This window comes from Gammaproteobacteria bacterium (assembly GCA_014075255.1).
GTDB lineage: Bacteria > Pseudomonadota > Gammaproteobacteria > UBA4575 > UBA4575 > JABDMD01.
Genome location: CP046178.1, coordinates 833,319 through 859,196, shown reverse-complemented (window position 1 = coordinate 859,196; position 25,878 = coordinate 833,319). Strand labels below are relative to the sequence as shown.

Below are 25,878 nucleotides of genomic sequence, written 5' to 3'. Positions count from 1 at the left end.
TTGAAATAATGGTGTTGCAATGATTTATTCTGGTGGTTGCCACTGCGGGGCTATAAGATTTGAGGTAGAGGCAAGCAAAAACATTACATGCCAAGATTGTAATTGTTCTATTTGCTCAAAGTCCGGGTTTTTACATCTTATTGTTCCAGAGTCAAAGTTTAAATTATTGCAAGGGGAAGACAACCTCACTACCTACACTTTTGATTCGGGTGAGGCTAAACATTTCTTTTGTAAAACATGCGGCATAAAGTCATTCTACATACCACGCTCTAATCCTGATGGTTTTGATATAAATGTGCGATGTTTAGATAAACAACCTATGGGGATTACTATTGAGCCATTTGATGGTAAAAACTGGGAACAACACGCACATGAATTGAAACATTTAAGTGAGGAGTAAATGGCCGTTTTCGACCTAAAGCGGACGTTATAAATTATATGTTAAAATATAAAATTTAATTACTTAATAATAGAAATAAGAATAGTTCTTTAGGTGCATCATGTACGACATCATTATAATTGGAGGCGGTTTAGGCGGCGCAACTCTAGCTAAAGTAATGAGCAAACATGGTTTGCGTGTTTTAATTCTAGAACGTACTACCGAATTCAAGGACCGAATTCGAGGCGAAGGGATGCATGCATGGGGAGTACCTGAAGCAAAAAGACTCGGAATATACGAGCTACTATGTGATTCGTGCGGAATTGAAGTTCCGTGGTGGGATATTTATTTGGTTAATGAACAGATTGCGCATAGAAACTTTCCCGAAACTACGCCACATCAGTCACCACTTTTCAGTTTTTATCATCCTGCAATGCAAGAAATCTTGCTTAGCGCAGCAGAAAAAGAGGGTGCAGACGTTCAACGTGGAACACAAATACTTACAATACAGAATGAAGTCAATCCAAAGGTAATCGTAAAACTAAATGGTCGTACACAAGAGCTGCAAGCTCGCTTAGTAGTAGGAGCGGATGGGCGAAATTCTATAGTAAGAAAACATGCAAGGTTTGATGTAATAAGTGATCCGCCAAGAAGAATGTTTGCCGGTGTGCTTCTTGAAGATGTCCCGTTACCGACTGACATGTGGTATGCAGTCATGAATCCGAGTAATGGGCAAGAAACATTTCTAGGGTCAATTGGCGATGGCCGTGTACGAGCATATCTAGGCTATCCAAGTAATAAACATCCTCGTTTCCAAAAAACAGATGATCTTCCAAGATTTATTGAAGAGTCTATGCGCACAGGCGGTGAGCCAAGCTTATATGCAAATGCACGTGCTATCGGTCCATTGGCAAGTTTTCCATCAGATGATAGCTGGGTTGAACATCCTTACAAAGATGGAGTAGCGTTAATAGGTGACGCAGCTTCAACTTGTGATCCAGCTTTTGGACAAGGGATGGCAATGACACTTCGTAGTGTTCGACAATTAAGTAATCGACTTTTGGAGATAGAAGATTGGGATGTTGCAGGAAATGCATATGCAAAAGAACAAAACCGAGATTTCATGATTATTCGTACACATGAAGATTGGCTAAGAAGCATATTTCTAGAGACTGGTAAAGTCGCTGATGAGCGAAGGGAGCAAGCATTACCTTTAATTGGTGAAGATCCTTCTCGTATGCCAGATTTATTTGGATTAGGACCAGAGGCACCAATTGGTGAATCGGTTCGAAGACGATTTTTTGGTGAAGAATGACGCAGCATCACGCTGCAAGTGTAATGTCCTCCGGTGGCCGAAAGCAGACATAAAGTCGCGTGTAAATGATTCATGTAGTATTGCATTTTGTGATTCCAGCAGTTGTAACTGGAATTTTCTTTCGAAGGCACTGGAAATACGCATATTTTATAATGGTCGCGACAATGCTCGTTGATCTCGATCACTTAATTGCAAGCCCCATTTATAACCCTAATCGCTGTAGCATTGGCTTTCACCCGTTACATCAACCATGGTTTATCGGTTTGTATCTTGTACTTTGTTTTGTGCCTAAGACTCGATTTATAGGACTTGGCTTGATTATTCATATGTGTCTAGATGCTATTGATTGCCAGGTGACAAATGGTGTGTGGGTAAACTAAGATTAATTCAACAAGAGCACATAACAATACGTGGTGTTAATGGCCGTTATTGGCCGAAAGCGGACATTCATCAATTCACATATTTATTGACTCAATTTGATATGAAGAAGTCTGAATATCACAAGACTATAGATAAGGTGCTCGCACCGACTCTTTTAGAGCTCGGCTTTGAAGAGGTGAGACTCAAAGACTGCATGAAACCAGAAGTACTTTACCGTCGCAAAAACCTCTGGTTCGGTACATCATGGGACTGGAGAGATAGGTATTTAGAGGTAAATCTAGGTCATCTACATTGGTTTAAGGATGTTATGCCATGTGTCATTGTTTTGGGGGACTACTCTAGTTATAGCAATAAAATTAAAATTATTGAAGAATCAGATAAAAACTACTTAGAAAAAGTTGCGAATGTGGTTGCAAATACTATTCATGATGCGATAACAGTTTATACCGAAAAGTATGAGCAAATAAAATTCAAGCTTCTTGAAAATAATACTGAATACTCAGCTGTGTTTAAGGGTCATCTCGGTAAAGAAATATCAGACGCAGAATTAATGAATTACTATGACCGCTAACGACCAAAAGCAGACATTCACCATAATAGAATAAATCAATGTAAAATTACTCGAATTTATATGGCACTAAGATTTGAAAGGATCATTTTCGATGATTGAGCTTAATTCAGAAACATTTTATTTAGAAACCAAAAAAACTAGTGTTCTACTATGTGTTTTTTATCAAGACTCTATAAACAAACCAGAAGAGGTATTTGCCCGTATTTTTGGAAATAAGTATACATCATTGTCGGAAACCATTGCCTACATCGATATTGATAAAAGCCAAGACATTGCACAAATGCTTGGTATTTCTACAGAAGAACCCACAGTTTTAATTATGCGCGAACAAATTGTATTATTTTGCGAGCCCATATCGGAACTAAATAAACATGATGTTTCTTCCATACTTCAACAAGTATCAAAGTTAGATATGGAAAAAATTAAGCATGACGTAGAAATTGAAAGGCAAAGCCAAGCCCATATTTTTGGACGTAATGTTTGCCCCGCAGCGAAAAGAACACGTGGTAAATGACCGCTATTAGTCGACAGCGGACATTCACAGAAGATTTAATTTGAAGCAACATTCATGTTGCTACTCTTATTCTCGTGGTTTTCCCCAACACCCTGTCTCACGTGACACTTGTACATCCTCGGTAACTGCTCCTGCTGATCTCGGTCTCTGTTCCAGACTCGACTCTACCGATTCCATCCATGGAATCGTACCTCCTGCAACCATGCAGTCGTGTACATCATCTATGTGATTTTTAAAGCAAGTCTTTGACTGCTTCGCGTTCTTCGAGTAATTCTTTTTCAGTTTCTTTCATCATTTGCACACTAAAATCGTCTTGATTTAACCCTTGAACTACTTCGTAGCTTCCATTGCTGCAGGTAACGGGGAAGGAATACATTAAACCTTCAGCTATTCCGTAATCACCTTTAGAAATCATGCCCATGCTGACCCAGTCATTGGTGCCAAGCACCCAGTCTCGCATGTGGTCGATGGCAGCAGATGCCGCTGATGCAGCAGAGGAAGCGCCCCGTGCACTGATGATTTCTGCGCCCCGTTTTTGTACTTTAGGCATGAATTCATTTTTGTACCAGACATCATCTACTAATGATTTAGCCTGTTTGCCATTTACAGTGCAGTGGCCAATATCAGGAAACTGCGTTAGTGAATGATTGCCCCAAACGACCATCTTGTTGATGTCGGTTACCTTGGCGCTTGTTTTAGATGCAAGCTGACTGATTGCACGGTTATGGTCTAAGCGCATCATGGAAGTAAATTGTGAAGGGTTTAAATCAGGTGCGTTATTGCATGCGATGAGTGCATTGGTATTGGCAGGGTTACCTACGACAAGCACTTTTACATCTTTAGATGCATTGTCATTAATTGCTTTACCTTGAGGGCCGAAAATTTTGCCGTTCTCACTAAGTAAATCTGCACGTTCCATGCCTTTGGTTCGTGGTTTGGATCCTATTGATAAAACGTAATCGACATCGCCAAAGCCTTGGTTAACATCTGCTGTACAAATTATGTCGTGTAGCAGCGGGAATGCACAATCACGCAATTCCATTTCAACACCCTCTAAAGCTCCAAGTGCAGGCGGGATTTCAATCAGCTGTAATATGATCGGTTGATCTGGGCCAAGCATGTTTCCTGCGGCCACTCTAAATGCGGCTGCATAGCCTATATTTCCTGCGGCTCCTGTTATTGCTACGCGTACTGCTGGCTTCATTACTAACTCCTAAATGTATTTTTAATTTGGTTGGTGTTGTTTTTCTAAATATTCATGTGACTGCATTTCACTCAATCGGCTGGTAGTCCGGCCAAATTCAGCATCTAAGCGCTTTCCTTTATATAGTTTAGCGGGACTCGCTTCTGCAGACAAAATTAATTTAACATTTCTATCATAGAATTCATCTACCATATTAACAAATCTGCGGGCTTGATCATCTTTCCCTTCAAAGATGGGTACGTGAGAAATTAATACAGTATTAAATTGTTTAGCTATCGCGATATAGTCAGAAGCGCTGCGTGGACCATCGCATATTTCATTAAAATCAAACCAAGCTACGGTGTCTGTGTGCTGAATAGTCTGGATTTGTCTATCGTTTATTTTTATTTTTTCCCATGATGATTCTACTCGCTCATTGGCAAGATTTAGGAAGCTATGCTTAAGCCAATCACGTGAAGATTCTTCAATAGGATAGTTATACACATCGTTGGTCTGTAAGAATTCAAAACGATGGTCTATTTCACCTTCAAGATGAATAACTTTAGTATGTTCTTGCAATAGTTGGATGGTGGGTAAAAAACGTTCTCGTTGCAAACCATCTTTATAAAGCAAACTAGGTTCAACGTTAGATGTAGCTATTAAAGCTACGTTGTTCTCGAATAGGCCTTCAAGCAATCCTGCGAGTATCATGGCATCGCCAATGTCGTTTACAAAAAACTCATCAAAACAAAGCACTTTGGCTTTAGTTGAAAACTCTTTAGCAACAAGTTTTAACGGATCGGGTTCATCACGATAGTTGTTTAGCATTGTATGAGCTTGATCCATAAAACGATGGAAATGTAGACGCAATTTGTCTTGAAAATGTAGATTCGAAAAGAACAAATCCATTAAAAATGTTTTGCCACGACCAACCCCACCCCATATGTAGAGGCCTTGTATCGTTCTTGTATTGGATTTGCGTGATAAGAAAGTAGTGAAACGATCAATTATGGTTGAGTCATCAGGGTTGTCTTCACCAAGTTCATCATGCAAAACCTGTAAAGCCTGTATCACTTTCTTTTGGTTTAGGTCTTCTACAAGCTGTTCACTGTCGACGAGTGCTTGATATACGGATTCAATCATTATTTTTGTATTTTTTTCTAGCCTAATTCACAACTCTTTATTGAGTCACTTTGGTACGCGTTATGGGCTAATTCACGGCCTAATCACCCAGTATAAATAGAAATCATCTGTTACGGATGGTATGCATGGATAAATGATTCGATTTGTATATTAATTAAGCGATCGCGTTATGCTGAGAAAAAAGAGACAAAAAACCGTTATTAATCAATTCACTTACGTAACTTTAATGCTATAAATTGTCACAAATGTGCCCAAAATTGTCGATATTAAAGCAATTAATACACGACTAGAATCGATAAGTAGCTGAAAAAAAAGAAAATAGGGTTTTTGGCATCATATATGCTTCTTTATTCATGAGCCTCTCAACATGATACAGATATCCTCTATTTGGCATGTTGTTATTCTCGACTCCTCCTGGATTCGGCCGTCTTATTAAGACGGCCTTTTTTTTGCTTCAGTATAAATCTTACCGAGTAACGATGAAATTACTCATCACCATGCTTCACTTCTAGGCAGCAATCGCAAATAATCAACACATGTCACTGGGTCCACTAATGGTAGATCTCGCTGCAGATTGCATGTCTGTGGAGGAGAGGGAATTACTGCAATCGTCACAGGTAGGCGGTGTAATTTTATTTAGCCGAAATTTTACTTCTGTAGAACGCTTGATCGAATTAATTGAAGAAATCCACGAACTACGACACCCAAGATTGTTAATTGCTATTGATCAGGAAGGTGGACGAGTGCAACGTTTGCGAGAAGGCTTTACGCAACTGCCCGCAATAAATCTTTTGGGTCAAATTTATGATTCTGAACCTAAGCGAGCAGAAGAGCTTGCTACAGTTAGCGGATGGTTAATGGCTTCTGAATTACGCTCTATAGGGATTGATTTTAGTTTTGCGCCGATATTAGATTTAAATTATGGCGTGAGCCAAGTGATAGGTGATCGTGCATTTCATAAAGATTCTGAAGTGGTTTCGTTACTTGCAATACGTTATGTGCAAGGAATGCGTAATGCGGGAATGCAAGCCGTAGGAAAACACTTTCCTGGGCATGGCGCGGTAACTGCAGATTCACACATTGAATTGCCGACCGATTTAAGAGAATTTGAAGACATAGCAAGTAAGGATCTCGTTCCGTTTAAACGTTTAATTGATAATGGTTTAGCAGGATTGATGAGTGCGCATGTTATATATGAAAAAGTTGTCCCTGAAATAGCCACCTTTTCAAAATTATGGTTACAAGATGTATTGCGAAAGCAGTTAGAATTTAAGGGTGTTATATTCAGTGATGATTTAAGCATGAAGGCTGCTCTATGTGATAGCCAGGGTGATGACGGGGATGGTAATAATTATCTACTACGAACACAGAGAGCATTGAGTGCCGGATGTGATATGGCATTAATTTGCAATTCTAGTGAAAATGCATGTTTAGTGGCAGAACAGTTAGATAACTATAATAATCCAGCATCACAAATGCGCTTAACACGTATGCACGGTGGTAAAGATCCAACGACTTATCAGAAATTAAGAAACTCTACTGAATGGCAACACGCCGTTACACAAGTAGAGTCCTATCAAGATTCGCCTTATGGCGAACTCACCCTGTAAAATTATTTTGGAAAAAAGATATAAAGAATGGAAAACATAGATTTCACAAATATTTTTGGTGACTCAAGTTTAGCGATGTATTTCAAGCCATGGGTATTACAAGTATTTGTAATTGTATTGGCGGTTTTATTAATAAACTTCGCATTTAAAATTTTCTTAAAAAAACTATCTGCACGAGCAGAAAAAACTGCAAATCCATGGGATGATGCATTCATACAAGCAGCTAACAGGCCCTTCCGTATGTTGGTATGGGTAATTGGAGTTTTATTTGCGGCAGAAATTGTAGCGAGTCGAAGTGAGGCTGAAATATTTCGTGCGATAGGTCCAATAAGAAATGTAACCATCGTAGCTACACTTGCATGGTTCTTAATTCGTTTTGTAAAAGAATTTGAAAAAGCATACGTTGTGCGCCAACGTCAAAAGGGTAAGCCGGTTGATCTGACTACTACCCATGCATTAGCAAAACTTGTGCGCGCTTCGATTTTTATTACTGCTGCATTAGTAATGTTGCAAACACTTGGATTTAGTATCTCAGGTGTGTTGGCATTTGGAGGAATAGGGGGCATTGCAGTGGGCTTCGCAGCCAAAGACCTACTGTCTAATTTCTTTGGAGGTCTAATGGTGTACTTAGATCGGCCATTTAAGGTGGGTGATTGGATTCGTTCGCCTGATAAGAAAATAGAAGGAACGGTAGAAGAAATAGGCTGGCGCCAAACGCGCATTCGTACCTTTAGTAAACGACCGATCTATGTGCCAAATTCGATCTTTATGAACATCATTGTTGAAAATCCATCACGCATGTCACACCGCAGAATTTATGAAACGATGGGCCTTCGGTATAACGATATTTCTGTGGTAAATGATATTGTGAAGGAAGTGAAACAAATGTTGCTAAGTCATAAAGAAATTGATAGCAATCAAACCATGATAGTAAATTTTAATGAGTTCAATGAATCATCGGTTGATTTCTTTATCTACACTTTTACCAAAACGGTAAACTGGGTTAAATTTCATGAGGTGAAGCACGAAGTGCTTTTAAAAGTGTATGAGATTGTTGAAAAGCATAATGCAGATTTAGCATTCCCTACACGTGTTTTGCAAGTAGAGAATAATGATACCAGTGTATTAACTCAGTCATAACTAAGTAATTCATGGAAGATCTCACTCATCAAGAAATTGTTCAAGTTCGTGAAAATGCAGATGTTTTAATATCTGAGCAAGAAATTAAACAAGCAATAAATCAGGTTGCTCAGAGCATTGAGTCTTCATTGGATAGTGAAGTTCCAGTTATGTTGTGCGTGATGAAAGGTGGGTTGATGTTTACAGCTGCATTAATGCAGCGCATCTCATTGCCAATGGTTCTAGATTATGTGCATGTAGATCGTTATCGTAACAACACACAAGGTAGTAGTATTCATTGGCATAAAGAGCCGGATACTTCGCTTAAAGATCAAATCGTAATTATTGTTGATGATATATTAGATGAAGGTTATACCTTGCAAGAGCTTATTGCATATTGTCATGCAAAAGGTGCCAAGAAAGTATTGTCAGCCGTTTTGTTAAAGAAAAAATTATCAAATACTCCTGTAAATATTACGCCTGACTTTATTGGTTTAGAAGTTACCGATCGTTATGTATTTGGGTGGGGTATGGATTACAAGGGTTATCTGCGCAATCTATCTTCCATATACGCCATTAATAAGAATTAATGATAAGCGTGATTTGTAATCTATGACTAAACTCGCAATCATAGGAGGCACTGGATTTTCATCCATTGATGAGCTCAGTATTGATTCTAGTGAATTCATAGATACACCCTATGGGATTTCCAGTGCTCCTTTGATAATGGGTGAGTTAGCTGGGAAAGAAGTCGTTTTTATTGCGCGACATGGTCTTGGACATACTATCCCGCCTCATAAAATAAATTATTGCGCTAATATCTGGGCATTAAAAAGTGTTGGTGTTACGCATGTTATTGGGGTGGCAGCAGTTGGTGGGATTCATGATGATATTCCACCTAAAAAAATAGTTATACCTGATCAAATAATTGATTACACATATGACCGCAAACATACATTTTTCGAAGAAAATTTATCAGATGTTACCCATATTGATTTTACCCACCCTTATAGCGAAGAACTTCGGCAAAAGCTTATTCGAGCATCAATAGAAAGTGAAATTGATATTTATGAAGGTGGTGTGTATGGAGCGACTCAGGGCCCACGTTTAGAAACCGCAGCGGAAATTATTCGAATGCAAAAAGATGGGTGCGATATCGTAGGAATGACAGGAATGCCTGAAGCATCATTAGCAAAAGAACTAGGGTTAAAGTACGCATGCTGTGCATTGTCTGTTAACTGGGCAGCAGGTATTGGCGGAAATGAAATAACTATGCAAGAAATTAAACAAGCCATTGATGACGGAATGGTTAGTGTGAATTCTATTTTAGTTTCTGCTATTTCAAATTAGTAATATCTATTTTCGAGCCAAAGCGGATTTTGTAATTAATGAAAAAAATAATCTTAGTACTTCTTGGGTTGGTTTTAGTAGGTCTCTTATTCTTGTATGTAGAAGGAAGTAAAACGCAAGAAATTAAAACAGAAATCGAAATTTTAGCCTCACCTTCTAAGGTTTGGTCCATTATTTCGGATATTAATAATTGGCAGGAATGGAGCCCAATTATTAATGGCTCAAAAGGTATCGCAACTGTTGGGTCAACTCTTAGTATTACTATGATAAGCAAAGAAGAAGGTAAAAACGGACCTAAATATAATCCAATAATCACTGAGCTTAAGGAACCAAATTATTTTCACTGGCGCGCACATATGATCGCTGGATTCATTTTTACTAATGACAAGATATTTGAACTTGAAGAAACTGATTTAGGCACGAAATTAATACATAAAGAAACGTTTAAAGGATTACTTGCCCCGATTATTTGTAGTCATATGGAAGAAAGTGTTCCTCCGATGTTAAATTCAATGAATAAGGCTTTGAAGGATTTAGCAGAGAAGTAAAATTATTATAATCGCGTATATTGGTTCTGTTATTGGCCGACAGAAATTTCTTCCTCGGAAACTGTTCTAGCATCCATGGCTGTCAAAAGTAGACGCTATGCACTTATTGGAATTTGCATATGAAATACTTACTTTTAAGTTTAGTTGTTCTTATTATAAACTTTGGTTTTCATACTGTATCAGCAGCAAAAGAATTTAAATATCCAGATTTTTCAATACAGATCCCAGAAACTTGGCGAGCAATTGAACTAGATAAGGATGGAGGTTCAAGATCATGGTTATTTGGTAAACAAGCTACAGGGGAGGAAAGTGGAGTCTCAATAGCAGTACATATTCTTGAATTAAGCGATCCAAAGTTTAATTCCGAAACTGACTTAATAATGAACAAGGACCGATGGCTGAATAAAAATATTCATACCATGGGTAAATCTAAGCAAGTTTTAAATACAAGCATTATCTATGATGAGATTATCGATGGAGAAATCTATAGAGCAATAAATTTCCGAAGTTTATTCAATGTTCAAAATCACCCTGATCTCAAGTTAAAGATTTTCGGGCGCGTATATCTGACGATACTCGACTCTAAAGTTATTACCATAAACTTTCAGGCGTCTGAAAGTCACGAAAATGAGATAAGACCCGAGCTAGAAAAGATTGTCGAAACCATTAGATTAATTAGGAAATAATACTGATGCTTTCAAAGTCGAATATTATTTATTGTGGATCGAAAGCGATTATTCAAAGTTCAGCCAGCAGGGCGGATTTCTATTAGAATGCCGAGGTAAGGATGATCTATATAATGTAATGTGCTGCTACGCATTTTGCGATGTGTTTTGACTGGGAAGTCTGCAAGCACGCGATCTCGACCTAATGCATCACTTGAGCTCACACTAAAAGTTTTGCGATAGGCTAAATCTGTATATAAATGCAGGTAACGTCCAAGCACAATCTTCACGGTACCGTCTAATTCGTTTGTAGGCTGATTGGTGAAAGACCTTTCACTAAATTCACTTTTATAATTTTTCCCTGCGTGTATACGAACCGCAATGGCATCTTCTTTGGCAAGGCCTGGTTGTAACCAAGACATATGTTTTAAAACTCTGTATTTGCCTGATTTATTCAGGGCATTTGCTTTGCCAGAAAGTGTAAAGGTATCTGAGGAAAGTGGCACAAAGCCATTTGATTGTGCGCCTTGGCTAAGTGAGATTGAGGCACCTAAATCGGGTTCTATCGCTTGGTTTGATATATGTACTGAATTAGCACCACTATTAGTGTTTGCGAAAAATATCATTTCTACAATGTAATCTTTGCTTATGGCTGTTTGAGAAAAAAACAGTAAAACGGCGATGAAGTTAGGCTTAATGAGTGGGTGCATAAGATTCTATATGAAGGGTTAGGCGGCTTGTTTTAATTGTAGATCATTTAATAGATTCACGATGGTGTCAATTCGTTCCGCAATATTTTCAGTCTCGGTGTATATGGTGAGCTTTTCGGAGCCATCAAGCTTATAGGTATCGGGTTCTTGCAATATCAATTCTAAAATTTTAGTGGTGTCGATTTTAGGAGACTTGCCAAAATGGATGCGGGCAGTCTCATGACTCATCTCAATGCGGGATACTCCAAAGCTGCTCGCGAGCAGTTTAAGATGGGTAACCAAAAATAAATTTTTAGCAAACTCTGGCAACAACCCATAACGATCAATCAATTCAATTTCCAAATCATCAAGATCATCATTGGTTTTAGCGCTGGCAATGCGCTTATACATCACGAGTCGACCATGTATATCAGGTAAATAATCATCTGGGATGAGTGCAGGCACCCCTAAATTAACCTCTATACCTTGATCAAGCGGTTGATCAAGATCTGGAATTTCACCTGCCTTCAAAGCTTCAACCGCTCGGCCTAATAGCTCATTATATAAAGTGAAGCCTACTTCATGAATCTGACCACTTTGTTCAGCACCCAGTAATTCTCCGGCGCCTCGAATTTCAAGGTCATGAGTGGCGAGGGTAAATCCTGCACCTAAATCTTCTAATGATTCGATAGCTTCTAAGCGTTTAACAGCATCTGCCGTCATGGCTGCACGTGGTGGAGCTATAAGGTATGCGTATGCACGGTGGTGAGAACGGCCGACACGACCCCGAATCTGGTGTAATTGTGAAAGGCCAAGCTTATCTGCTCGATTAATGATCATGGTATTTGCAGTCGGTATATCGATACCGTTTTCAATAATGGTGGTGCAGACTAAGATGCTGAAACGCTGATGGTAAAAATCTAACATCACTTGTTCAAGATCTTTTTCGGGCATTTGACCGTGCGCAATGCGAATTGTGCTATCAGGTAAGAGCTGTTGAATGTCTTTAGCCACTTTTTCTATCGTCTTAACTTCGTTATGAAGGAAAAACACTTGTCCGCCACGCTTCATTTCGCGCATGCAGGCTTCTTGGATCATGTTGTCGTTCCATGTCCCTACAAATGTTTTAATCGCCAGCCGTTGGTTAGGCGGTGTAGCAATAATAGAAAGGTCACGTAAGCCGCTTAGCGACATGTTTAATGTTCTGGGAATAGGTGTTGCAGTTAAGGTTAAAATGTCCACTTCAGTGCGCATTTTCTTAAGGATTTCTTTCTGACGTACACCGAATCGTTGTTCTTCATCTACAATGACTAAGCCTAGGTTTTTAAATTTAATCGAGGTGTTAAATAATTTATGTGTACCAATTACAATATCAACAATGCCGCTTTCTAAACCTACTAAAACTTCTTTTTGTTTTTTTGCCGGAATAAATCTTGATAAGCATTCAATTTCAATGGGTAAATCAGCAAAGCGATCGTTAAAACTTTGAAAATGCTGTGAACATAGAAGGGTTGTAGGCACCAATACTGCAACTTGTTTGCCCGCGTTGGCAGCTATGAAGGCAGCACGCATTGCAACTTCTGTTTTGCCGAAACCTACATCTCCACAGATAACTCGATCCATCGGGCGTGTAGATTCCATGTCTTGTATTACATCATCGATAGCTTTTAACTGATCGGGCGTTTCTTCGTAAGGGAAGGTGCTACAAAATGCATTATTCTCTATATGATCAATTTTGTATTGGAATCCTTGTTGTGCTTCCCGGCGCGAGTAAATGTCTAGTAACTCGGCAGCAACGTCTCGTGCACGTTCTGCAGCACGACGTTTAATGTTTTTCCAGGCTTCACCGCCAAGATGGTGAAGTGGTGCATTTTCTTCCGATGCACCACTATAACGACTTACTAAGTGTAAAGACGATACGGGCACATAGAGAATGTCGCCTTCTGCGTATTCAAGCGTAAGAAACTCAGTATCTGTTCCGCTTAGGCTCAACGTTTTTAAACCTTTGAAGCGACCTACGCCATGATCTTCATGTACTACTGCTGAACCCTCGCTTAGATCTGAAAGATTCTTAATTAAAGATTCAGCATCACGGATTTGTCTACGTCTGCGTCTTTTTTGTTTAGCCCTTGCTCCGAATAAATTACTTTCTGTAACAATTGCAATTTTTTCTTGTTGCAGAATCAAGCCGCTATCTAATGGTCCTAATGCGATAGAAATAGAGTGGTCTTTTTCTAAAAACTCATGCCATGAATCAACAACAGTAGGGGTAATTTGGAATCCTTTAAGCACATCTAAAACATATTCTCTTCTGCCTGGTGATTCAGCTAAAAATAATATTTTATTTCCACTAGATTCGATGAAACGTAAAAGCTCGCTTGCAGGATCTTTGATACGAGAATTAATAGTCAACGTCGGGAGTGCTTGTGCATCAAAGTTATATTGATCACGATGCAGTTGTTCTAGCTCATATTGTTGTAATTTTATGGTGTTAAGTTTGAATATACTTTTTTCAAAGTAATCACTAGAGATCCATAGCTGCTTAGGGTGTAGAGGTGGGCGTTCTATATCGTATTTGCGTTGTTCATAACGATGAAAAACATCATTTTCAAAATCAGTTGCAATATCTACAATATCTTCAATTAAAACTAATTGGCTATTGTCTGGTAAGTAATCAAATAAGTTGCTGGTTTCCTCGCAGAATAATGGCAAGTAATATTCAATTCCCGAAGGAAGATTATTATTGCTTACTCCGCGATAGATCACGCTGTTGTTTGGATCGCCTTCAAATTGGATTCTATAATTTTGTCGAAAACGTTTAATTGCTTTTTCATCTGTAGGAAATTCGCGAGCGGGGAGCACTTTGAATGATTCTACTTTATCTATTGATACTTGCGTTTCGGGATTGAACGTTCTAATCGTTTCAATTTCATCGTCAAATAAATCAATTCTATAGGGCTGATTACTGCCCATTGGGAATAAATCAATAATAGAGCCGCGCACTGCAAATTCACCATGCGTCATGACTTGTGAAACATATTGATAGCCGGCTTTAACTAAAGTTTGTTTAAAAGTCTCTAAATTTAGTTGATCACTTACTGCGAGATTTATCGATTGGCCGAGAATAAAATCTTTTGCAGCTAATTTTGATAAAATAGTTCCTGCAGAAATTATAAGTGCGCCTTGTTTTGTTTTAGGTAGGGAACTTAACGCCAAGATGCGATCAGAAATAATATCTTCATGTGGAGAAAATACATCGTAAGCCAAGGTTTCAGAGTCTGGGAACAAATAAATTTCTATCCCTTGCTTGCAGAAAAATGTAAGTTCGCTTTCTAAATTATGTGCGGCTTGAATATCTGGAGTGATAATTAATGTCAGACCACTGAATTGTTCAACTGCTTTAGCCAGCGCCAGTCCTTTGCTGCATCCATACGTGCGTCCCCAGGTCACATGCGAATGATTTTTACTAGGCAGAGGGGGGTTAAAGATGCTCATCAAATAGTCAAAAGGTTTGGCGTTTGCGAAATACGTGGATCATTATGGGTAAGTTAATGTAATTGCCGGCAGAAAAGCACGCCATTCTACTGATTGTGTGGGTGAATTTCAGGCTTGATTTTTCAACTACTAAAAGTGCATGTATTTAGACTAAATCTTAGATAAACCGCTATTTCAGTTCGCTTTAATGTGCCAATTATCGGTGTCACACCATCGTTCGTCGCTTCTACGCCACCACGTGTTAAGATCTCTATGTAATTAATGAGTTACCCATCTTAACCTACATTTTTCCTTAAATATTATAATGCTATGCGCACACAGGAGGTAAGCGTACTCGAAGCACATGACTTGAAATGTGTGAAAGGTAGCACTGAACTATTCTCTAATGTTCATCTCGAACTTGAATCGGGTGAGGCATTAGTAGTTGAGGGATCTAATGGTAGTGGTAAGACGAGTTTGCTTAGAATTCTATGTGGTTTTAATTACCCAGCTGATGGCGAGATAACTTGGAATGGCGAATCAGTTGAAGGTCATGATAACTACCAACAGCAAATCTCATATATAGGTCATGCTTCAGGCGTTAAGCTAGATCTTACCGTAACAGAAAATCTTGTATTTGCTCAACGTTTAGTGGGTTCTGATCGAACTGAGGCAGAGATAAAGGAAATTATTCGTGCTGTTGGTTTGTTTAAGCAGAGAAATATTCTCACACGTAAATTATCTGCAGGCCAAAAGCGTCGTGTTGCGTTAGCTAGATTGCAGCTTGAAGAAAGACAATTATGGATTTTAGATGAACCGCTAACGGCATTAGATAAGGATTTTGTTGCTGAGTTTGAAATGGTGTTGAAAAATCATTTAGAACAAAAAGGAATGTTGATTGTGACTACACATAGAGAATTAAAACTTCCATCTACACTAATGAAAAAAATCAGTCTTTCTAATTTATAAAATAGATTATGTTAAGTGCTCTTCTTACAATAATACGTCGCGATTTGTTGGTTGCATTTCGTCGACGTGCTGAATTAATGAATCCAATTCTATTTTACGTAATTGTGGTAACGTTATTTCCTTTAGGGGTTAGTCCGGACCAGGTATTTTTAAGTCAACTGGCACCTGGTGTTGTGTGGGTAACCGCATTATTAGCAGCATTGATCTCCATGGAGAGCATTTTCCGTCAAGACTTTGATGATGGCAGTGTAGAACAGTTGTTTCTAAGCCAGCATCCGCCAACGGTGTTGATACTGGGCAAAGTCATCGCACATTGGTTGATTACCGGTCTACCCATGTTGATTATCGTGCCATTGATGGCTCTACTCTTGTATATACCGCAGCAAGCAATACCCACATTATTTATCACAGTATTAATTGGTACACCGATACTCAGCTTAATTGGCGCAATAGGCGTGGCACTGACAGCAGGATTACGTGGTGGTGGTGTATTATTAGGCCTTTTGGTATTGCCGTTATATATACCTGTTTTAATCTTTTCATCTGGCGCGGTAAGTGCTGCGATAGAAGGCTTACCTTATTCAGGTCATGTGGCCATTTTGGGGGCTGGATTAATACTAGCTTTAATATTGGCGCCTCTAGCGATTAGTGGATCTTTAAAAATAAGTATGAGTTAACGTATGTGGGCATGGTTTCATAAATTATCTTCACCAAAATACTACTATGAGTGGTCTGGGAAATGGCTGCCATGGTTAGGTGCATTAACTCTTATTTTGACAGTCGTAGGTTTGTATTGGGGTTTGGTTATTGCTCCAACTGATTATCAACAGGGTGAGTCATACAGAATAATATTTATTCATGTGCCCGCAGCATGGATGTCAATGTTTGTTTATATGGTGATGGCAGGTGCAGGATTTGTTGCGCTGATATGGAAGACTAAAATATCAGAAATTGTAGTTTCTGAATGTGCGGTTATTGGTGCAGTTTTTACTGCTATTGCACTGGTTACAGGAATGCTTTGGGGTAAACCCACGTGGGGAACGTATTGGACATGGGATGCACGTTTAACCTCAGAATTAATTCTTTTGTTTTTATATTTTGGTGTGATTGCAATATATTCATCTATAGAAGATAAGCGAGTTGCTGCAAAAGCTGCGAGTATGTTGTCCATTGTTGGAGTAATTAATATTCCAATTATTCATTACTCAGTTACTTGGTGGAATTCATTACATCAACCAAATATGGAAATTGTTTCTGATAAACCATCGATGGATCCAAGTATGTTGTATCCATTATTAATAATGGCCATTGCTTTTAAAGTGTATTTTGGATGGGTGTTAATTATGCGTATTAGAAATGAAATAATCTCACGTGAACGTGCAACAAAATGGGTTAAACAGCTCGTTACAGGAAATTAATCATGCAAGAATTTTTCTATATGGATGGTAAATGGATGTATGTTTGGGGTTCGTATGGAATCACGTTTATTGCTTTACTGCTCACTATTTTATTTGCAAATGGTCGTAAGAAAAATTTGATTAAAGAAATTGAAGATAGTTTAGAAGAATAACTAATAGAATTACTGAATATGAGACCAAAGAGAAAACAACGTTTAATATTTATTACCATCCTTTTTCTTGGATTTAGTAGTGCAGCTGCACTAGGTGTTTATGCGCTGCAGAAGAATAAAACCTATTTCCATACTCCGGCCGAAATTGCTGCAGGTAATGTCCAACAAGATAAATTATTTAGAGTAGGTGGGTTGGTAGTCGAAGGCAGTGTTAATCGTTTTAATGATGGAGTTACAACGGAGTTTGACTTAACGGATACGTCTGGAACCGTTACCTTGCGATACAAAGGCTTATTGCCGGACTTGTTCCGAGAAGGGCAAGGAATTGTGGCGCAAGGCAAGCTAAATGCAGATGGAATCATCATTGCGCAAGAAGTGTTGGCTAAGCACGATGAAAACTATATGCCTCCAGAAGTGGCTGATGCTTTGAAAGAGTCAGGAGCAGCACATCCAGATAATATTCCAAAGAAAAATTATTAATTAAACTCTACTCAATAGTGTTCAATAAATTATGATTCCAGAAATCGGACATTTTGCCTTAATCATTGCACTGTGCTTGGCATTCGTGCAGACCGTCGTGCCTATTATTGGTGCTCAAACTAATACTAGTCAATGGATAGGAGTTGCTAAACCTGCAGCACGCGGACAATTTTTGTTTATCGTAATCAGTTATATTTGTTTGACATACAGTTTTATTAAGAACGATTTTTCAGTTCTATATGTTGCGAACAATGCGAATACAGCATTGCCTTTGCAGTATAAAATATCTGCTGTTTGGGGTGCTCATGAAGGCTCTTTGTTATTGTGGGTACTAATGTTAAGTGTTTGGACATTTGCAGTTACGATATTTAGCCGCAGCCTTCCGAATATTATGGTGGCGCGAGTTGTAGGAGTGATGGGGTTTGTAAGTGTGGGTTTTTTATTATTCATGTTGCTTACGTCAAATCCCTTCGAAAGAATATTTCCAATACCACTTGAAGGCAAAGATCTAAATCCTCTATTACAAGATCCTGGTTTGGTAATTCATCCACCTATGTTGTATATGGGTTATGTTGGGTTTTCAGTAGCGTTTGCGTTTGCTATAGCGGCATTGCTGGAGGGTAAGCTTGATTCAGCGTGGGCTAGATGGTCTCGCCCATGGGCCACTATGGCATGGGTGTTTTTAACAATAGGGATTACGTTAGGAAGCTGGTGGGCATATCATGAACTAGGTTGGGGTGGTTGGTGGTTCTGGGATCCAGTAGAGAATGCTTCATTTATGCCGTGGTTAGTCGGTACGGCATTGATTCATTCGCTAGCCGTAACTGAAAAGCGTTCTAGTTTTAAAAATTGGACAGTCTTGTTAGCTATTTTGGCATTCTCGCTTAGTTTGTTAGGTACATTCTTGGTGCGATCTGGTGTGCTTGTTTCTGTACACGCTTTTGCAACAGATCCTGCACGTGGAGTGTATATATTATTATTCTTGGCAATCGTTATTGGTGGTTCATTGCTTCTTTATGCGTTGCGAGCACCAAAGATAAAATCAATAGGGCAGTTTGAATTGGTTTCTAGAGAAACTGCACTGCTATTGAATAATGTTCTGTTGTTAGTGGCAATGTTTACTATTTTAGTGGGCACATTATATCCATTATTTTTGGATGCATTGAATGCGGGAAAGATTTCTGTTGGTCCGCCATACTTTAATGCGGTGTTTGTACCATTGATGCTCCCATTGGTATTTATCATTGGTGTGGGTCCATTTTTACGCTGGAAGAAAGCAACCTTAAAAGAAACATTAAAAAAGCTCTTTAAAATTATTATTTTGGGTCTAATTATAGGTTTGGCCTTGCCGTATATTGTTGCAGGTAGAGCTCCTATTCTTGTGATTTTGGGTATTAGCTTGGGTGGCTGGTCAATCTGTGCAGCGCTGTATTATTTATTTAAAAGTGTATTTCGTAATGAAGCAAAATTAAATTCATTGCAACGATTTAAAAAAATCCCTCGTGCAACTTATGGAATGGTAGTAGCACATATTGGTATTGGAGTTTTTGTATTCGGGGTAACGTTTGTGAGTGCTTTCCAAGAAGAAAAGGAAGTGCCCATGCGAGTAGGAGAAAAAATTGAAATGGCTGGGTATGAGTTTGGCTTTAATGGCGTGAAATCAGTTCAAGGACCAAATTATTCATCTAAGCAAGCTTCAGTGAATGTATATAAGAACGACAAACTAGTTGCGACCTTGCTACCAGAAAAACGTACATATCTAGTTCAACAAAGCCCAATGACAGAAGCAGGTATAGATACTGGATTTTTGCGTGATGTTTATGTCGCGTTAGGCGAACAGATAGATAATGAGGCGTGGGGAATGCGACTGTATTACAAACCTTTTATCCAATGGATATGGCTAGGCGCTGTATTGATGGCATTAGGTGGTTTGTTAGCTGCTTTAGATAGACGCTATAGGCTTAAACTAAAGCGTGAAAATGTTGCGGTAAAACCAGTTAAAGATAAACAAGCTATTCCGACTACGTCTTAATCTATATCTTATGTTTAAGTATCTCTTACCAGTCATACTTTTCTTTGTGTTGTGTGGATTTCTCTTTATTGGTTTATATAAAGATCCTTCGGAAGTGCCATCGCCATTGATTGGTAAGTCAGTTCCTGAGTTTTCCCTTCCTATGCTAGAAGATAGCTCTGTTCAGTTTTCAAATAATGAATTTCTGGGAAAAGTATCAATATTAAATGTTTGGGCTACCTGGTGTTTTGCCTGCAAACAAGAACATCCTGCCTTATTAGAGCTAGCGAAGAGGAACATTGCGCCAATATATGGGCTCAATTATAAAGATGATGCTGGAAAGGCTAAATTATATTTAAGAGATTTTGGTAACCCATTTAAAGCAAATGCTTTTGATGAAGCAGGAAGAGTAGCGATTGATTGGGGTGTGTATGGAGCGCCAGAAACATTCTTAATCGATAAAAAAGGAATTATACGCTACAAACATATTGGTCCACTTACTTTGAACGATTTAGATAATAAGATTCAACCGCTGATACAACAATTAAAAAATGAATCATAGTTTCTTATATAAAATTGGTGCTTTCCATATAGTGGTTATGGCGCTAATAATGTTTTCTAATCAGTCGTTTGCTGTTGAACCAGTTGACGTATCGCCTAAATATGAGGCACGTTACCATGCTTTGCTTGCTGAGCTGCGGTGTTTAGTTTGTCAAAATCAGACGATTGCTGAATCAAATTCTGAACTGGCAAATGATCTACGCGTTGAAGTAAATAAAATGCTGAATAGAGGGTCAACGGATTCAGAGATTATAAATTTTATGGCTGACCGCTACGGTGATTTTGTTTTATATAAGCCTTTAGTGAAACCTAAAACCTATTTGCTATGGTTTGGACCATTTGTATTCCTCGCGGCAATATTGCTACTGGTGCTATTGTTTGTAAGGAAACAGACCTCAGGTGCAAAAGTTGAGCTTTCTGATGATGAAAAGCAAAAATTAGATTCCATATTAAAAGATACTAAAGAATAAATACTAAATGTTAAACTTTTGGATTATTTGTGCATTGCTAATTGCTATCGCTCTGATAATTATTTTACCTTCTTTATTTGCAAAACAAGCTCCTAAAGACCTTGATCGTAAAAAAATTAATCGAGCAGTTTATGAGAAAAAACTACTAGAACTAGAAAGTGATCGTGATAATGATCTGATCGATTTAGAACAATACAATATTGCTAAATCTGATCTAGAGCGTTCACTAATTGATGATTTGGAAGATCATAAAGAAGTGATATTTAATAGAAGTAATAAAATAATGCCGATTATTGTTTTATTTGTATTGCCAGTTTTAGCTATATTTTCGTATCTAAAATTAAATAATGGGTTGATTTCGCTTGATCCAGAATTTGAAAGCAAAATGGCTTCGCAGCAAGGCCAAATGCCTGATATTGGAAAAGCTATAGCAGAACTCGAAGGGAAGCTTAAGCAAAATTCAAATAATTTAGATGGTTGGATCATGCTGGGCAAGTCCTATGTGGTTTCAAAGCGATATAAAGAAGCGGTTAAAGCCTATGGAAAAGCAAATGAGTTATCCGATGGTGCAAATCCCGATGTGTTAATTTCATATGGTGAGGCTAAAGGGCTTGCAGCGGGTAATAATTTTGACGAAAGTGCTATGTCACTTTTCAATAAAGCTTTGAAAATTAGTCCAAACAATGAACGAGGCTTATGGTATGCCGGTTTAGCGTCCTATCAATTACAAAACTATAAATTATCTGTAGATTATTTAGAGAAGTTGTTACAACAAGTACCAAACGATCAAAGTGATGTAAGAGCGGCTCTTGTCAAATACTTAAATGATGCTAAGCAAAAAGCTGGCATTGAAGTTGTTGAAGAAAGTACTGTTGCTAAACCAGAAAGTAACTCAAATTCGAGCATAACTGTTAACGTAATCTTAAGTGACGGGCTTCACAAAAATTATGTGAAGTCGGACACACTATTTATTTATGCTCGTGCGATGAGTGGCCCGAAAATGCCTTTAGCTCTAGTGAAAATGACCGCTGGAGACCTACCAACTACAGTAACCCTAGATGATTCTGTTTCAATGATGCCTAGTATGACTTTGTCTAGCATGGAGCAGGTTGAAGTCATTGCCAGAATTTCTAAGTCTGGACAGGCAATTATGCAAAGTGGCGACATATTTGGAAGTGTCAGCTCTGTTAAAACTGATCAGTCCGAGACAGTGGATGTGGTAATAAGTGAGTTAGTACCGTAAGAATTTATTTCTAATTCTAACTCTTTTAAATTAAGGATGATTTAGAGGTTATTGGCATGTATCTGTTAGCGAACATTTTATTTCTGAGTGGTATATGCCTATATGCTGCTTCACTGTTTACGGTCCAACAACTAGTGAAAAGACTTCCTTTAGGTGAAGTGCGCAATAACTGGAAAGTGCTTTCATTCTTTATTGTCGGTTTTATCGTCGGCTACGCAGCATATTTGTTTATGCTTTGGACAGGTAAGATTGCTCTAACAAGTATTACGCTCTCATCAATCTGTTTTGCAGCTTCTGCTTTTGTATTGTTGTTATGTTTCCTAACCTATCAAACTACTCGTGATATAAGCGAAGCGATTGCAATGGATCAAGCAAGCATTATAGATCCTATATTAGATATTTATAACCGTCGTTATTTTGATCGTAGAATTGATGAAGAAACACAGCGATCACGTCGTTACAATCAGCCACTTTCAATAATATTATTTGAAGTTGACGAATTAGAGTCGATTGCCAAAAAGAATGGTAGATTGGTGGGTGATGTGGTGTTAAGAAAAATTAGTGATTTCCTTGTTGAGTCAGTACGTTCATCAGATATTGTTGCACGCTACGATGAGCATAAAATTGTAGTTGCTACAACACAGACTAAACCGGATATGGCTATCATGTTAGCAGACCGCTTACGTGGTGAGATAGAAAGATTAGAAGTACTACCAAACAATGAGAAAAGTGCAATAGATGCATTGCACGTAACCGTTACTGCGGGTGTCTCTTGCGTTGAAGACAGAATTAAAAGCGGATTTGATTTGACGGATGTTGCTGAAAAAGCAATGAAACGTGCAAATTCTGAAGGCCATAACCGTGTGTATGCTTACGACCCTTCAGATCTAGAGGTGTCGGAGCCCGTCATAGAAGCAACTGCAGCAGCTTAACTTTCCTTAAATGCCGTTGTATTTCGCATAACGGTTATCTAAATATTTAATTATTTAGGCTATAGCTAGTCTCTATATCTTCGTGTTATTGATATAATTAACTTCTACTTTAATCATCTTCTTGATGGTTACCGAAGGAGGTAAATTATGTCTAAATCAGAGTTGCTTTATCTGTTAGGTTGCTGTTCGCTAATCTATATAATATTTCTTTCAATATGGATATTATTTTTTATAGTGGGTCATGACTGGCTATATAATTTACATAGCAAATGGTTTGTGATCTCCGAAGAGAAATTCAATGCTATTCACTATGCACTTATTGGGTTCTTTAAAATTATTCTGATAGTATTCTTTCTGGTTCCATATTTAGTATTACGAGTGTCATAAAATAGAGGATTTAATATTGATAAAAGGAATAATATTTTTACTAATATTTGGCTTATTTGTTTCTCGGCTTATCCCTAAATATTTGGAATTTCGTGAAACAAATATTGTAAACCTTCTTGGTGTGGATTGGGTGGGAAGTACTGCTGCGCTAATTTTGTTAGCAGTGTTAGTGCTTGGTGTTATTGTTTTAGCAATAGCTATGCAAAGTTTCTATCAATTTTTCACTGACAAAACTAGTTAATTGTTTCCCAGTTGTTTTTATATTTACCATCTAAGCTTAGGCAGTTGTTATCAGAGTTTTGATAAATTTCAGGTCAAGCATCAGGGTAGGGAATATATGTGGCGCAACTAGAAAGTAATACTAGAAGAAAAAATTGTGCTACCAATCTATGAGCTTTCATCAATATAGCGTTTAGTTAAATCACTATAAGCGTCTATACGACGGTCGCGTAGGTAGGGCCATAATTGCCGTGTTTGTTCAATCTGATTAAGGTTAATTGTAGTTTGAATAGATTCAGCCTGTGTGGAAGAGGCTTGAGCAACTATTTTTCCCATTGCATCCGTAGTAAAGGATTGGCCCCAAAATTTTATGCCTGCTGATTGATTTGAAGGGTCTTTTTCAACTCCCACTCGATTAGTTGATATTAAGGGTAAGTTATTCGCGATTGCATGACTTTGTTGAATGGTTTGCCAGGCTTGGAATTGTCGTTGTTGTTCATCTTTATCATCACGAGGATCCCAGCCAATTGCCGATGGATAAATTAATATCTGTGCGCCGGCTAATGCCATTAGGCGCGCGGCTTCAGGAAACCATTGGTCCCAACATATCATTACACCAAGTTTACCTATTGATGTTTGAATAGGTGTAAATCCTAAATCGCCAAAAGCAAAATAATATTTTTCATAATAGCCAGGATCATCAGGGATGTGCATTTTCCGGTACATGCCAGCAAGACTTCCATCTTTATCAAATACTATTGCAGTATTGTGATACAGGCCTTCCGTGCGTTTTTCAAATATTGAACCCACAATGACAACATTATTATTTTTAGCAGCCGTTGCTAACTCTTTACTAAGCGGTCCGGGAATAGTTTGAGCTAGATCAAAGTATTGTGAGGACTCTTCTTGACAAAAGTATAGACTGCTATGTAGTTCGCATAGTACAACAAGATCAGCACCATTTTTAGCGGCAGCTTGTATTTGCGCAAGACTGTAATCAAGGTTCGCTTGATAATCTGCACACATTTCCTGTTGCACAAGTGCAGCATTAATAGAACTCACTTCAGACATCCTTCAGGAATTTGCATAGTGGCACAGTGTATCCCGCCAAACTGTTGAATCAAAGTATTGCTCTCTATATCAATGATTTCACGCGAGGGGAATAAGGTGTCAATTGTTTTCAAAGCGTGAGTATCTTGTTTGTCATTAAAGACTGGAACTAGCACATATTCATTTGTAATTAAAAAGTTAGTATAGGTCGCTGGCAGTTGACTGCCGTTATTAAATATCGGCGTAGGCAAAGGTAATGGAATAAGTTCTGAAATGGAGGAATCGTTGCGCTTAATTTTATTGAGTTGTTTATTTAAAGAATCAAGAGATTCATTGTTAGGATCTGAATGATGTGTAGATGCAGAGTAGACGACAACATCATCGCCACAATACCTCGCCAAGGTGTCTATATGTCCATCTGTGTCATCACCAAAGAGTGCAACATCATTAATCCATAAGACTCGATTACAGCCAAACCAATTTTCAAAGTTGCGTTCAAATGTGGTGAATTGCGCATGCAGTTTAGATGTCCTGCGTTTGAAACAATTGCTAGAAATTAATAATACACCTTTGCTATTAACTTCGAGGTTGCCGCCTTCTAAAATAAAATTAATTTTCTGACTGGAAATATCGTTATTTAAATGAAATTTAAACTGTTGATTAAATGCATCGTCATGGTCGTGGGTATATTTGCCTCCCCAAGCGTCAAAACCGAAGTCTAGAAATTTTAATTCACTATCAGATTTTACGGTGATCGGACCATAGTCACGTACCCAAGTGTCGTTAGTGGGTACAGGAATAATCAGAACATTTTTTTGTTCAATTTCTTGCTGAGTTAAAGTTTCTTGTATATGGAGTACATGAGCTAGGTCATAAGCGACCAGAATGAGTTTTTGATGTCTTGCAATATACCGGCTCATTTCGGTATAGGTAACTTCTATTTCATTTAGCTGGTTGCTCCAGTCAGAATGGCAATGTGGCCAAACGAGAATAACAGCATTTTGACGCGCCCATTCGGGAGCGAGGCGGTATGAACCCACGGCAA

The 25,878-nt window shown here is 38.3% G+C and carries 28 protein-coding genes; 22 read left to right on the top strand and 6 right to left on the bottom strand.

Annotated elements, in window-relative coordinates:
- The first annotated feature begins 19 nt into the window (after nucleotides 1-19).
- The 5 genes from GKR92_04400 to GKR92_04380 all read left to right on the top strand — a co-directional run bounded on the left by GKR92_04400 (nucleotide 20) and on the right by GKR92_04380 (nucleotide 3,160).
- Complete coding sequence (locus tag GKR92_04400) at nucleotides 20-400, top strand: GFA family protein (GenBank protein ID QMU60977.1); 381 nt, start codon at nucleotides 20-22, stop codon at nucleotides 398-400.
- A 100-nt stretch (nucleotides 401-500) separates the two neighbouring features.
- Complete coding sequence (locus GKR92_04395) at nucleotides 501-1,694, top strand: NAD(P)-binding protein (protein QMU60976.1); 1,194 nt, start codon at nucleotides 501-503, stop codon at nucleotides 1,692-1,694.
- A 65-nt stretch (nucleotides 1,695-1,759) separates the two neighbouring features.
- Complete coding sequence (locus GKR92_04390; protein QMU60975.1) at nucleotides 1,760-2,074, top strand: hypothetical protein; 315 nt, start codon at nucleotides 1,760-1,762, stop codon at nucleotides 2,072-2,074.
- A complete protein-coding gene (locus GKR92_04385; GenBank protein ID QMU60974.1) occupies nucleotides 2,062-2,646 on the top strand; it encodes a hypothetical protein in 585 nt (194 codons plus the stop codon). Before GKR92_04390 ends, GKR92_04385 begins: the two co-directional genes overlap by 13 nt.
- A gap of 91 nt (nucleotides 2,647-2,737) precedes the next feature.
- Nucleotides 2,738-3,160 (top strand): hypothetical protein, encoded by a 423-nt coding sequence (locus tag GKR92_04380; protein QMU60973.1) that lies wholly within the window; start codon nucleotides 2,738-2,740, stop codon nucleotides 3,158-3,160.
- Nucleotides 3,161-3,392: 232 nt separating this feature from the next.
- Here GKR92_04380 and GKR92_04375 read toward each other — a convergent pair whose 3' ends face one another.
- Nucleotides 3,393-4,364 carry a malate dehydrogenase gene (locus GKR92_04375; protein ID QMU60972.1) on the bottom strand — a complete coding sequence of 324 codons (972 nt, stop codon included), beginning with the start codon at nucleotides 4,362-4,364 and terminating at the stop codon, nucleotides 3,393-3,395.
- A 21-nt stretch (nucleotides 4,365-4,385) separates the two neighbouring features.
- On the bottom strand, nucleotides 4,386-5,486 hold the full coding sequence (gene zapE, locus GKR92_04370; GenBank protein ID QMU60971.1) for a cell division protein ZapE: 1,101 nt from the start codon (nucleotides 5,484-5,486) through the stop codon (nucleotides 4,386-4,388).
- 536 nt (nucleotides 5,487-6,022) lie between these two features.
- Between zapE and nagZ the strand changes: the two genes are divergently transcribed.
- The 6 genes from nagZ (at nucleotide 6,023) to GKR92_04340 (ending at nucleotide 10,799) form a co-directional block, all read left to right on the top strand.
- Entirely contained in the window at nucleotides 6,023-7,096 is a 1,074-nt protein-coding gene (nagZ, locus tag GKR92_04365; GenBank protein ID QMU60970.1) for a beta-N-acetylhexosaminidase, read from the top strand.
- Nucleotides 7,097-7,123: 27 nt separating this feature from the next.
- The gene (locus tag GKR92_04360; GenBank protein QMU60969.1) at nucleotides 7,124-8,236 is read left to right on the top strand and encodes a mechanosensitive ion channel; all 1,113 of its coding nucleotides are present in this window, start codon (nucleotides 7,124-7,126) and stop codon (nucleotides 8,234-8,236) included.
- Between the two features lie 11 nt (nucleotides 8,237-8,247).
- Nucleotides 8,248-8,805: a hypoxanthine-guanine phosphoribosyltransferase gene (locus tag GKR92_04355; protein ID QMU60968.1), complete on the top strand. Its 558-nt coding sequence runs from the start codon at nucleotides 8,248-8,250 to the stop codon at nucleotides 8,803-8,805.
- A 22-nt stretch (nucleotides 8,806-8,827) separates the two neighbouring features.
- A complete protein-coding gene (locus GKR92_04350; GenBank protein QMU60967.1) occupies nucleotides 8,828-9,565 on the top strand; it encodes an S-methyl-5'-thioinosine phosphorylase in 738 nt (245 codons plus the stop codon).
- 38 nt (nucleotides 9,566-9,603) lie between these two features.
- Nucleotides 9,604-10,113, top strand: a complete 510-nt coding sequence (locus GKR92_04345; GenBank protein ID QMU60966.1) for a hypothetical protein — start codon at nucleotides 9,604-9,606, stop codon at nucleotides 10,111-10,113.
- A 119-nt stretch (nucleotides 10,114-10,232) separates the two neighbouring features.
- Nucleotides 10,233-10,799 carry a hypothetical protein gene (locus GKR92_04340; GenBank protein QMU60965.1) on the top strand — a complete coding sequence of 189 codons (567 nt, stop codon included), beginning with the start codon at nucleotides 10,233-10,235 and terminating at the stop codon, nucleotides 10,797-10,799.
- A gap of 59 nt (nucleotides 10,800-10,858) precedes the next feature.
- Here GKR92_04340 and GKR92_04335 read toward each other — a convergent pair whose 3' ends face one another.
- Together GKR92_04335 and GKR92_04330 are read right to left on the bottom strand one after the other, a co-directional pair.
- Nucleotides 10,859-11,488: a hypothetical protein gene (locus GKR92_04335; protein QMU60964.1), complete on the bottom strand. Its 630-nt coding sequence runs from the start codon at nucleotides 11,486-11,488 to the stop codon at nucleotides 10,859-10,861.
- Nucleotides 11,489-11,506: 18 nt separating this feature from the next.
- A complete protein-coding gene (locus GKR92_04330; GenBank protein QMU60963.1) occupies nucleotides 11,507-14,962 on the bottom strand; it encodes a transcription-repair coupling factor in 3,456 nt (1,151 codons plus the stop codon).
- A gap of 309 nt (nucleotides 14,963-15,271) precedes the next feature.
- Here GKR92_04330 and ccmA point away from each other — a divergent pair, with 309 nt between their 5' ends.
- The 11 genes from ccmA (at nucleotide 15,272) to GKR92_04275 (ending at nucleotide 23,805) form a co-directional block, all read left to right on the top strand.
- Nucleotides 15,272-15,910, top strand: coding sequence for a cytochrome c biogenesis heme-transporting ATPase CcmA (gene ccmA, locus GKR92_04325; protein ID QMU60962.1), 639 nt, complete (start codon nucleotides 15,272-15,274; stop codon nucleotides 15,908-15,910).
- An 8-nt stretch (nucleotides 15,911-15,918) separates the two neighbouring features.
- On the top strand, nucleotides 15,919-16,587 hold the full coding sequence (gene ccmB / locus GKR92_04320; GenBank protein ID QMU60961.1) for a heme exporter protein CcmB: 669 nt from the start codon (nucleotides 15,919-15,921) through the stop codon (nucleotides 16,585-16,587).
- A 3-nt stretch (nucleotides 16,588-16,590) separates the two neighbouring features.
- Nucleotides 16,591-17,328, top strand: coding sequence for a heme ABC transporter permease (locus GKR92_04315; protein ID QMU60960.1), 738 nt, complete (start codon nucleotides 16,591-16,593; stop codon nucleotides 17,326-17,328).
- A gap of 2 nt (nucleotides 17,329-17,330) precedes the next feature.
- Complete coding sequence (ccmD, locus tag GKR92_04310; GenBank protein QMU60959.1) at nucleotides 17,331-17,480, top strand: heme exporter protein CcmD; 150 nt, start codon at nucleotides 17,331-17,333, stop codon at nucleotides 17,478-17,480.
- A gap of 18 nt (nucleotides 17,481-17,498) precedes the next feature.
- Nucleotides 17,499-17,960, top strand: a complete 462-nt coding sequence (gene ccmE, locus GKR92_04305) for a cytochrome c maturation protein CcmE (GenBank protein ID QMU60958.1) — start codon at nucleotides 17,499-17,501, stop codon at nucleotides 17,958-17,960.
- Between the two features lie 31 nt (nucleotides 17,961-17,991).
- Nucleotides 17,992-19,992 carry a heme lyase CcmF/NrfE family subunit gene (locus GKR92_04300; protein ID QMU60957.1) on the top strand — a complete coding sequence of 667 codons (2,001 nt, stop codon included), beginning with the start codon at nucleotides 17,992-17,994 and terminating at the stop codon, nucleotides 19,990-19,992.
- Between the two features lie 10 nt (nucleotides 19,993-20,002).
- Nucleotides 20,003-20,533: a DsbE family thiol:disulfide interchange protein gene (locus GKR92_04295; protein ID QMU60956.1), complete on the top strand. Its 531-nt coding sequence runs from the start codon at nucleotides 20,003-20,005 to the stop codon at nucleotides 20,531-20,533.
- Nucleotides 20,534-20,570: 37 nt separating this feature from the next.
- The gene (locus GKR92_04290; GenBank protein ID QMU62709.1) at nucleotides 20,571-21,002 is read left to right on the top strand and encodes a cytochrome c-type biogenesis protein CcmH; all 432 of its coding nucleotides are present in this window, start codon (nucleotides 20,571-20,573) and stop codon (nucleotides 21,000-21,002) included.
- A gap of 7 nt (nucleotides 21,003-21,009) precedes the next feature.
- The gene (gene ccmI, locus GKR92_04285) at nucleotides 21,010-22,245 is read left to right on the top strand and encodes a c-type cytochrome biogenesis protein CcmI (protein ID QMU60955.1); all 1,236 of its coding nucleotides are present in this window, start codon (nucleotides 21,010-21,012) and stop codon (nucleotides 22,243-22,245) included.
- 56 nt (nucleotides 22,246-22,301) lie between these two features.
- Nucleotides 22,302-23,177 carry a diguanylate cyclase gene (locus GKR92_04280; GenBank protein QMU60954.1) on the top strand — a complete coding sequence of 292 codons (876 nt, stop codon included), beginning with the start codon at nucleotides 22,302-22,304 and terminating at the stop codon, nucleotides 23,175-23,177.
- A 403-nt stretch (nucleotides 23,178-23,580) separates the two neighbouring features.
- Entirely contained in the window at nucleotides 23,581-23,805 is a 225-nt protein-coding gene (locus GKR92_04275; GenBank protein ID QMU60953.1) for a hypothetical protein, read from the top strand.
- Between the two features lie 146 nt (nucleotides 23,806-23,951).
- On the opposite strand, the gene GKR92_04270 is transcribed toward GKR92_04275, so the two are convergent.
- Both GKR92_04270 and GKR92_04265 read right to left on the bottom strand, forming a co-directional pair.
- Nucleotides 23,952-24,854, bottom strand: a complete 903-nt coding sequence (locus GKR92_04270; GenBank protein QMU60952.1) for an acyltransferase — start codon at nucleotides 24,852-24,854, stop codon at nucleotides 23,952-23,954.
- The gene (locus GKR92_04265; protein ID QMU60951.1) at nucleotides 24,842-25,873 is read right to left on the bottom strand and encodes an agmatine deiminase; all 1,032 of its coding nucleotides are present in this window, start codon (nucleotides 25,871-25,873) and stop codon (nucleotides 24,842-24,844) included. Before GKR92_04265 ends, GKR92_04270 begins: the two co-directional genes overlap by 13 nt.
- Between the last annotated feature and the right edge of the window lie 5 nt (nucleotides 25,874-25,878).

Coding starts and splice junctions, on each gene's coding strand:
- GKR92_04340 (QMU60965.1), top strand. CDS start 10,233: ATGAAATACTTACTTTTAAGTTTAGTTGTTCTTATTATAAACTTTGGT.
- GKR92_04335 (QMU60964.1), bottom strand. CDS start 11,488: ATGCACCCACTCATTAAGCCTAACTTCATCGCCGTTTTACTGTTTTTT.
- ccmD (QMU60959.1), top strand. CDS start 17,331: ATGCAAGAATTTTTCTATATGGATGGTAAATGGATGTATGTTTGGGGT.
- GKR92_04300 (QMU60957.1), top strand. CDS start 17,992: ATGATTCCAGAAATCGGACATTTTGCCTTAATCATTGCACTGTGCTTG.
- nagZ (QMU60970.1), top strand. CDS start 6,023: ATGTCACTGGGTCCACTAATGGTAGATCTCGCTGCAGATTGCATGTCT.
- GKR92_04315 (QMU60960.1), top strand. CDS start 16,591: ATGTGGGCATGGTTTCATAAATTATCTTCACCAAAATACTACTATGAG.
- GKR92_04330 (QMU60963.1), bottom strand. CDS start 14,962: ATGAGCATCTTTAACCCCCCTCTGCCTAGTAAAAATCATTCGCATGTG.
- GKR92_04400 (QMU60977.1), top strand. CDS start 20: ATGATTTATTCTGGTGGTTGCCACTGCGGGGCTATAAGATTTGAGGTA.
- GKR92_04345 (QMU60966.1), top strand. CDS start 9,604: ATGAAAAAAATAATCTTAGTACTTCTTGGGTTGGTTTTAGTAGGTCTC.
- GKR92_04390 (QMU60975.1), top strand. CDS start 1,760: ATGATTCATGTAGTATTGCATTTTGTGATTCCAGCAGTTGTAACTGGA.
- ccmB (QMU60961.1), top strand. CDS start 15,919: ATGTTAAGTGCTCTTCTTACAATAATACGTCGCGATTTGTTGGTTGCA.
- GKR92_04395 (QMU60976.1), top strand. CDS start 501: ATGTACGACATCATTATAATTGGAGGCGGTTTAGGCGGCGCAACTCTA.
- GKR92_04380 (QMU60973.1), top strand. CDS start 2,738: ATGATTGAGCTTAATTCAGAAACATTTTATTTAGAAACCAAAAAAACT.
- GKR92_04375 (QMU60972.1), bottom strand. CDS start 4,364: ATGAAGCCAGCAGTACGCGTAGCAATAACAGGAGCCGCAGGAAATATA.
- GKR92_04280 (QMU60954.1), top strand. CDS start 22,302: ATGTATCTGTTAGCGAACATTTTATTTCTGAGTGGTATATGCCTATAT.
- GKR92_04290 (QMU62709.1), top strand. CDS start 20,571: ATGGCGCTAATAATGTTTTCTAATCAGTCGTTTGCTGTTGAACCAGTT.
- GKR92_04355 (QMU60968.1), top strand. CDS start 8,248: ATGGAAGATCTCACTCATCAAGAAATTGTTCAAGTTCGTGAAAATGCA.
- GKR92_04350 (QMU60967.1), top strand. CDS start 8,828: ATGACTAAACTCGCAATCATAGGAGGCACTGGATTTTCATCCATTGAT.
- zapE (QMU60971.1), bottom strand. CDS start 5,486: ATGATTGAATCCGTATATCAAGCACTCGTCGACAGTGAACAGCTTGTA.
- GKR92_04295 (QMU60956.1), top strand. CDS start 20,003: ATGTTTAAGTATCTCTTACCAGTCATACTTTTCTTTGTGTTGTGTGGA.
- ccmE (QMU60958.1), top strand. CDS start 17,499: ATGAGACCAAAGAGAAAACAACGTTTAATATTTATTACCATCCTTTTT.
- ccmI (QMU60955.1), top strand. CDS start 21,010: ATGTTAAACTTTTGGATTATTTGTGCATTGCTAATTGCTATCGCTCTG.
- ccmA (QMU60962.1), top strand. CDS start 15,272: ATGCGCACACAGGAGGTAAGCGTACTCGAAGCACATGACTTGAAATGT.
- GKR92_04270 (QMU60952.1), bottom strand. CDS start 24,854: ATGTCTGAAGTGAGTTCTATTAATGCTGCACTTGTGCAACAGGAAATG.
- GKR92_04360 (QMU60969.1), top strand. CDS start 7,124: ATGGAAAACATAGATTTCACAAATATTTTTGGTGACTCAAGTTTAGCG.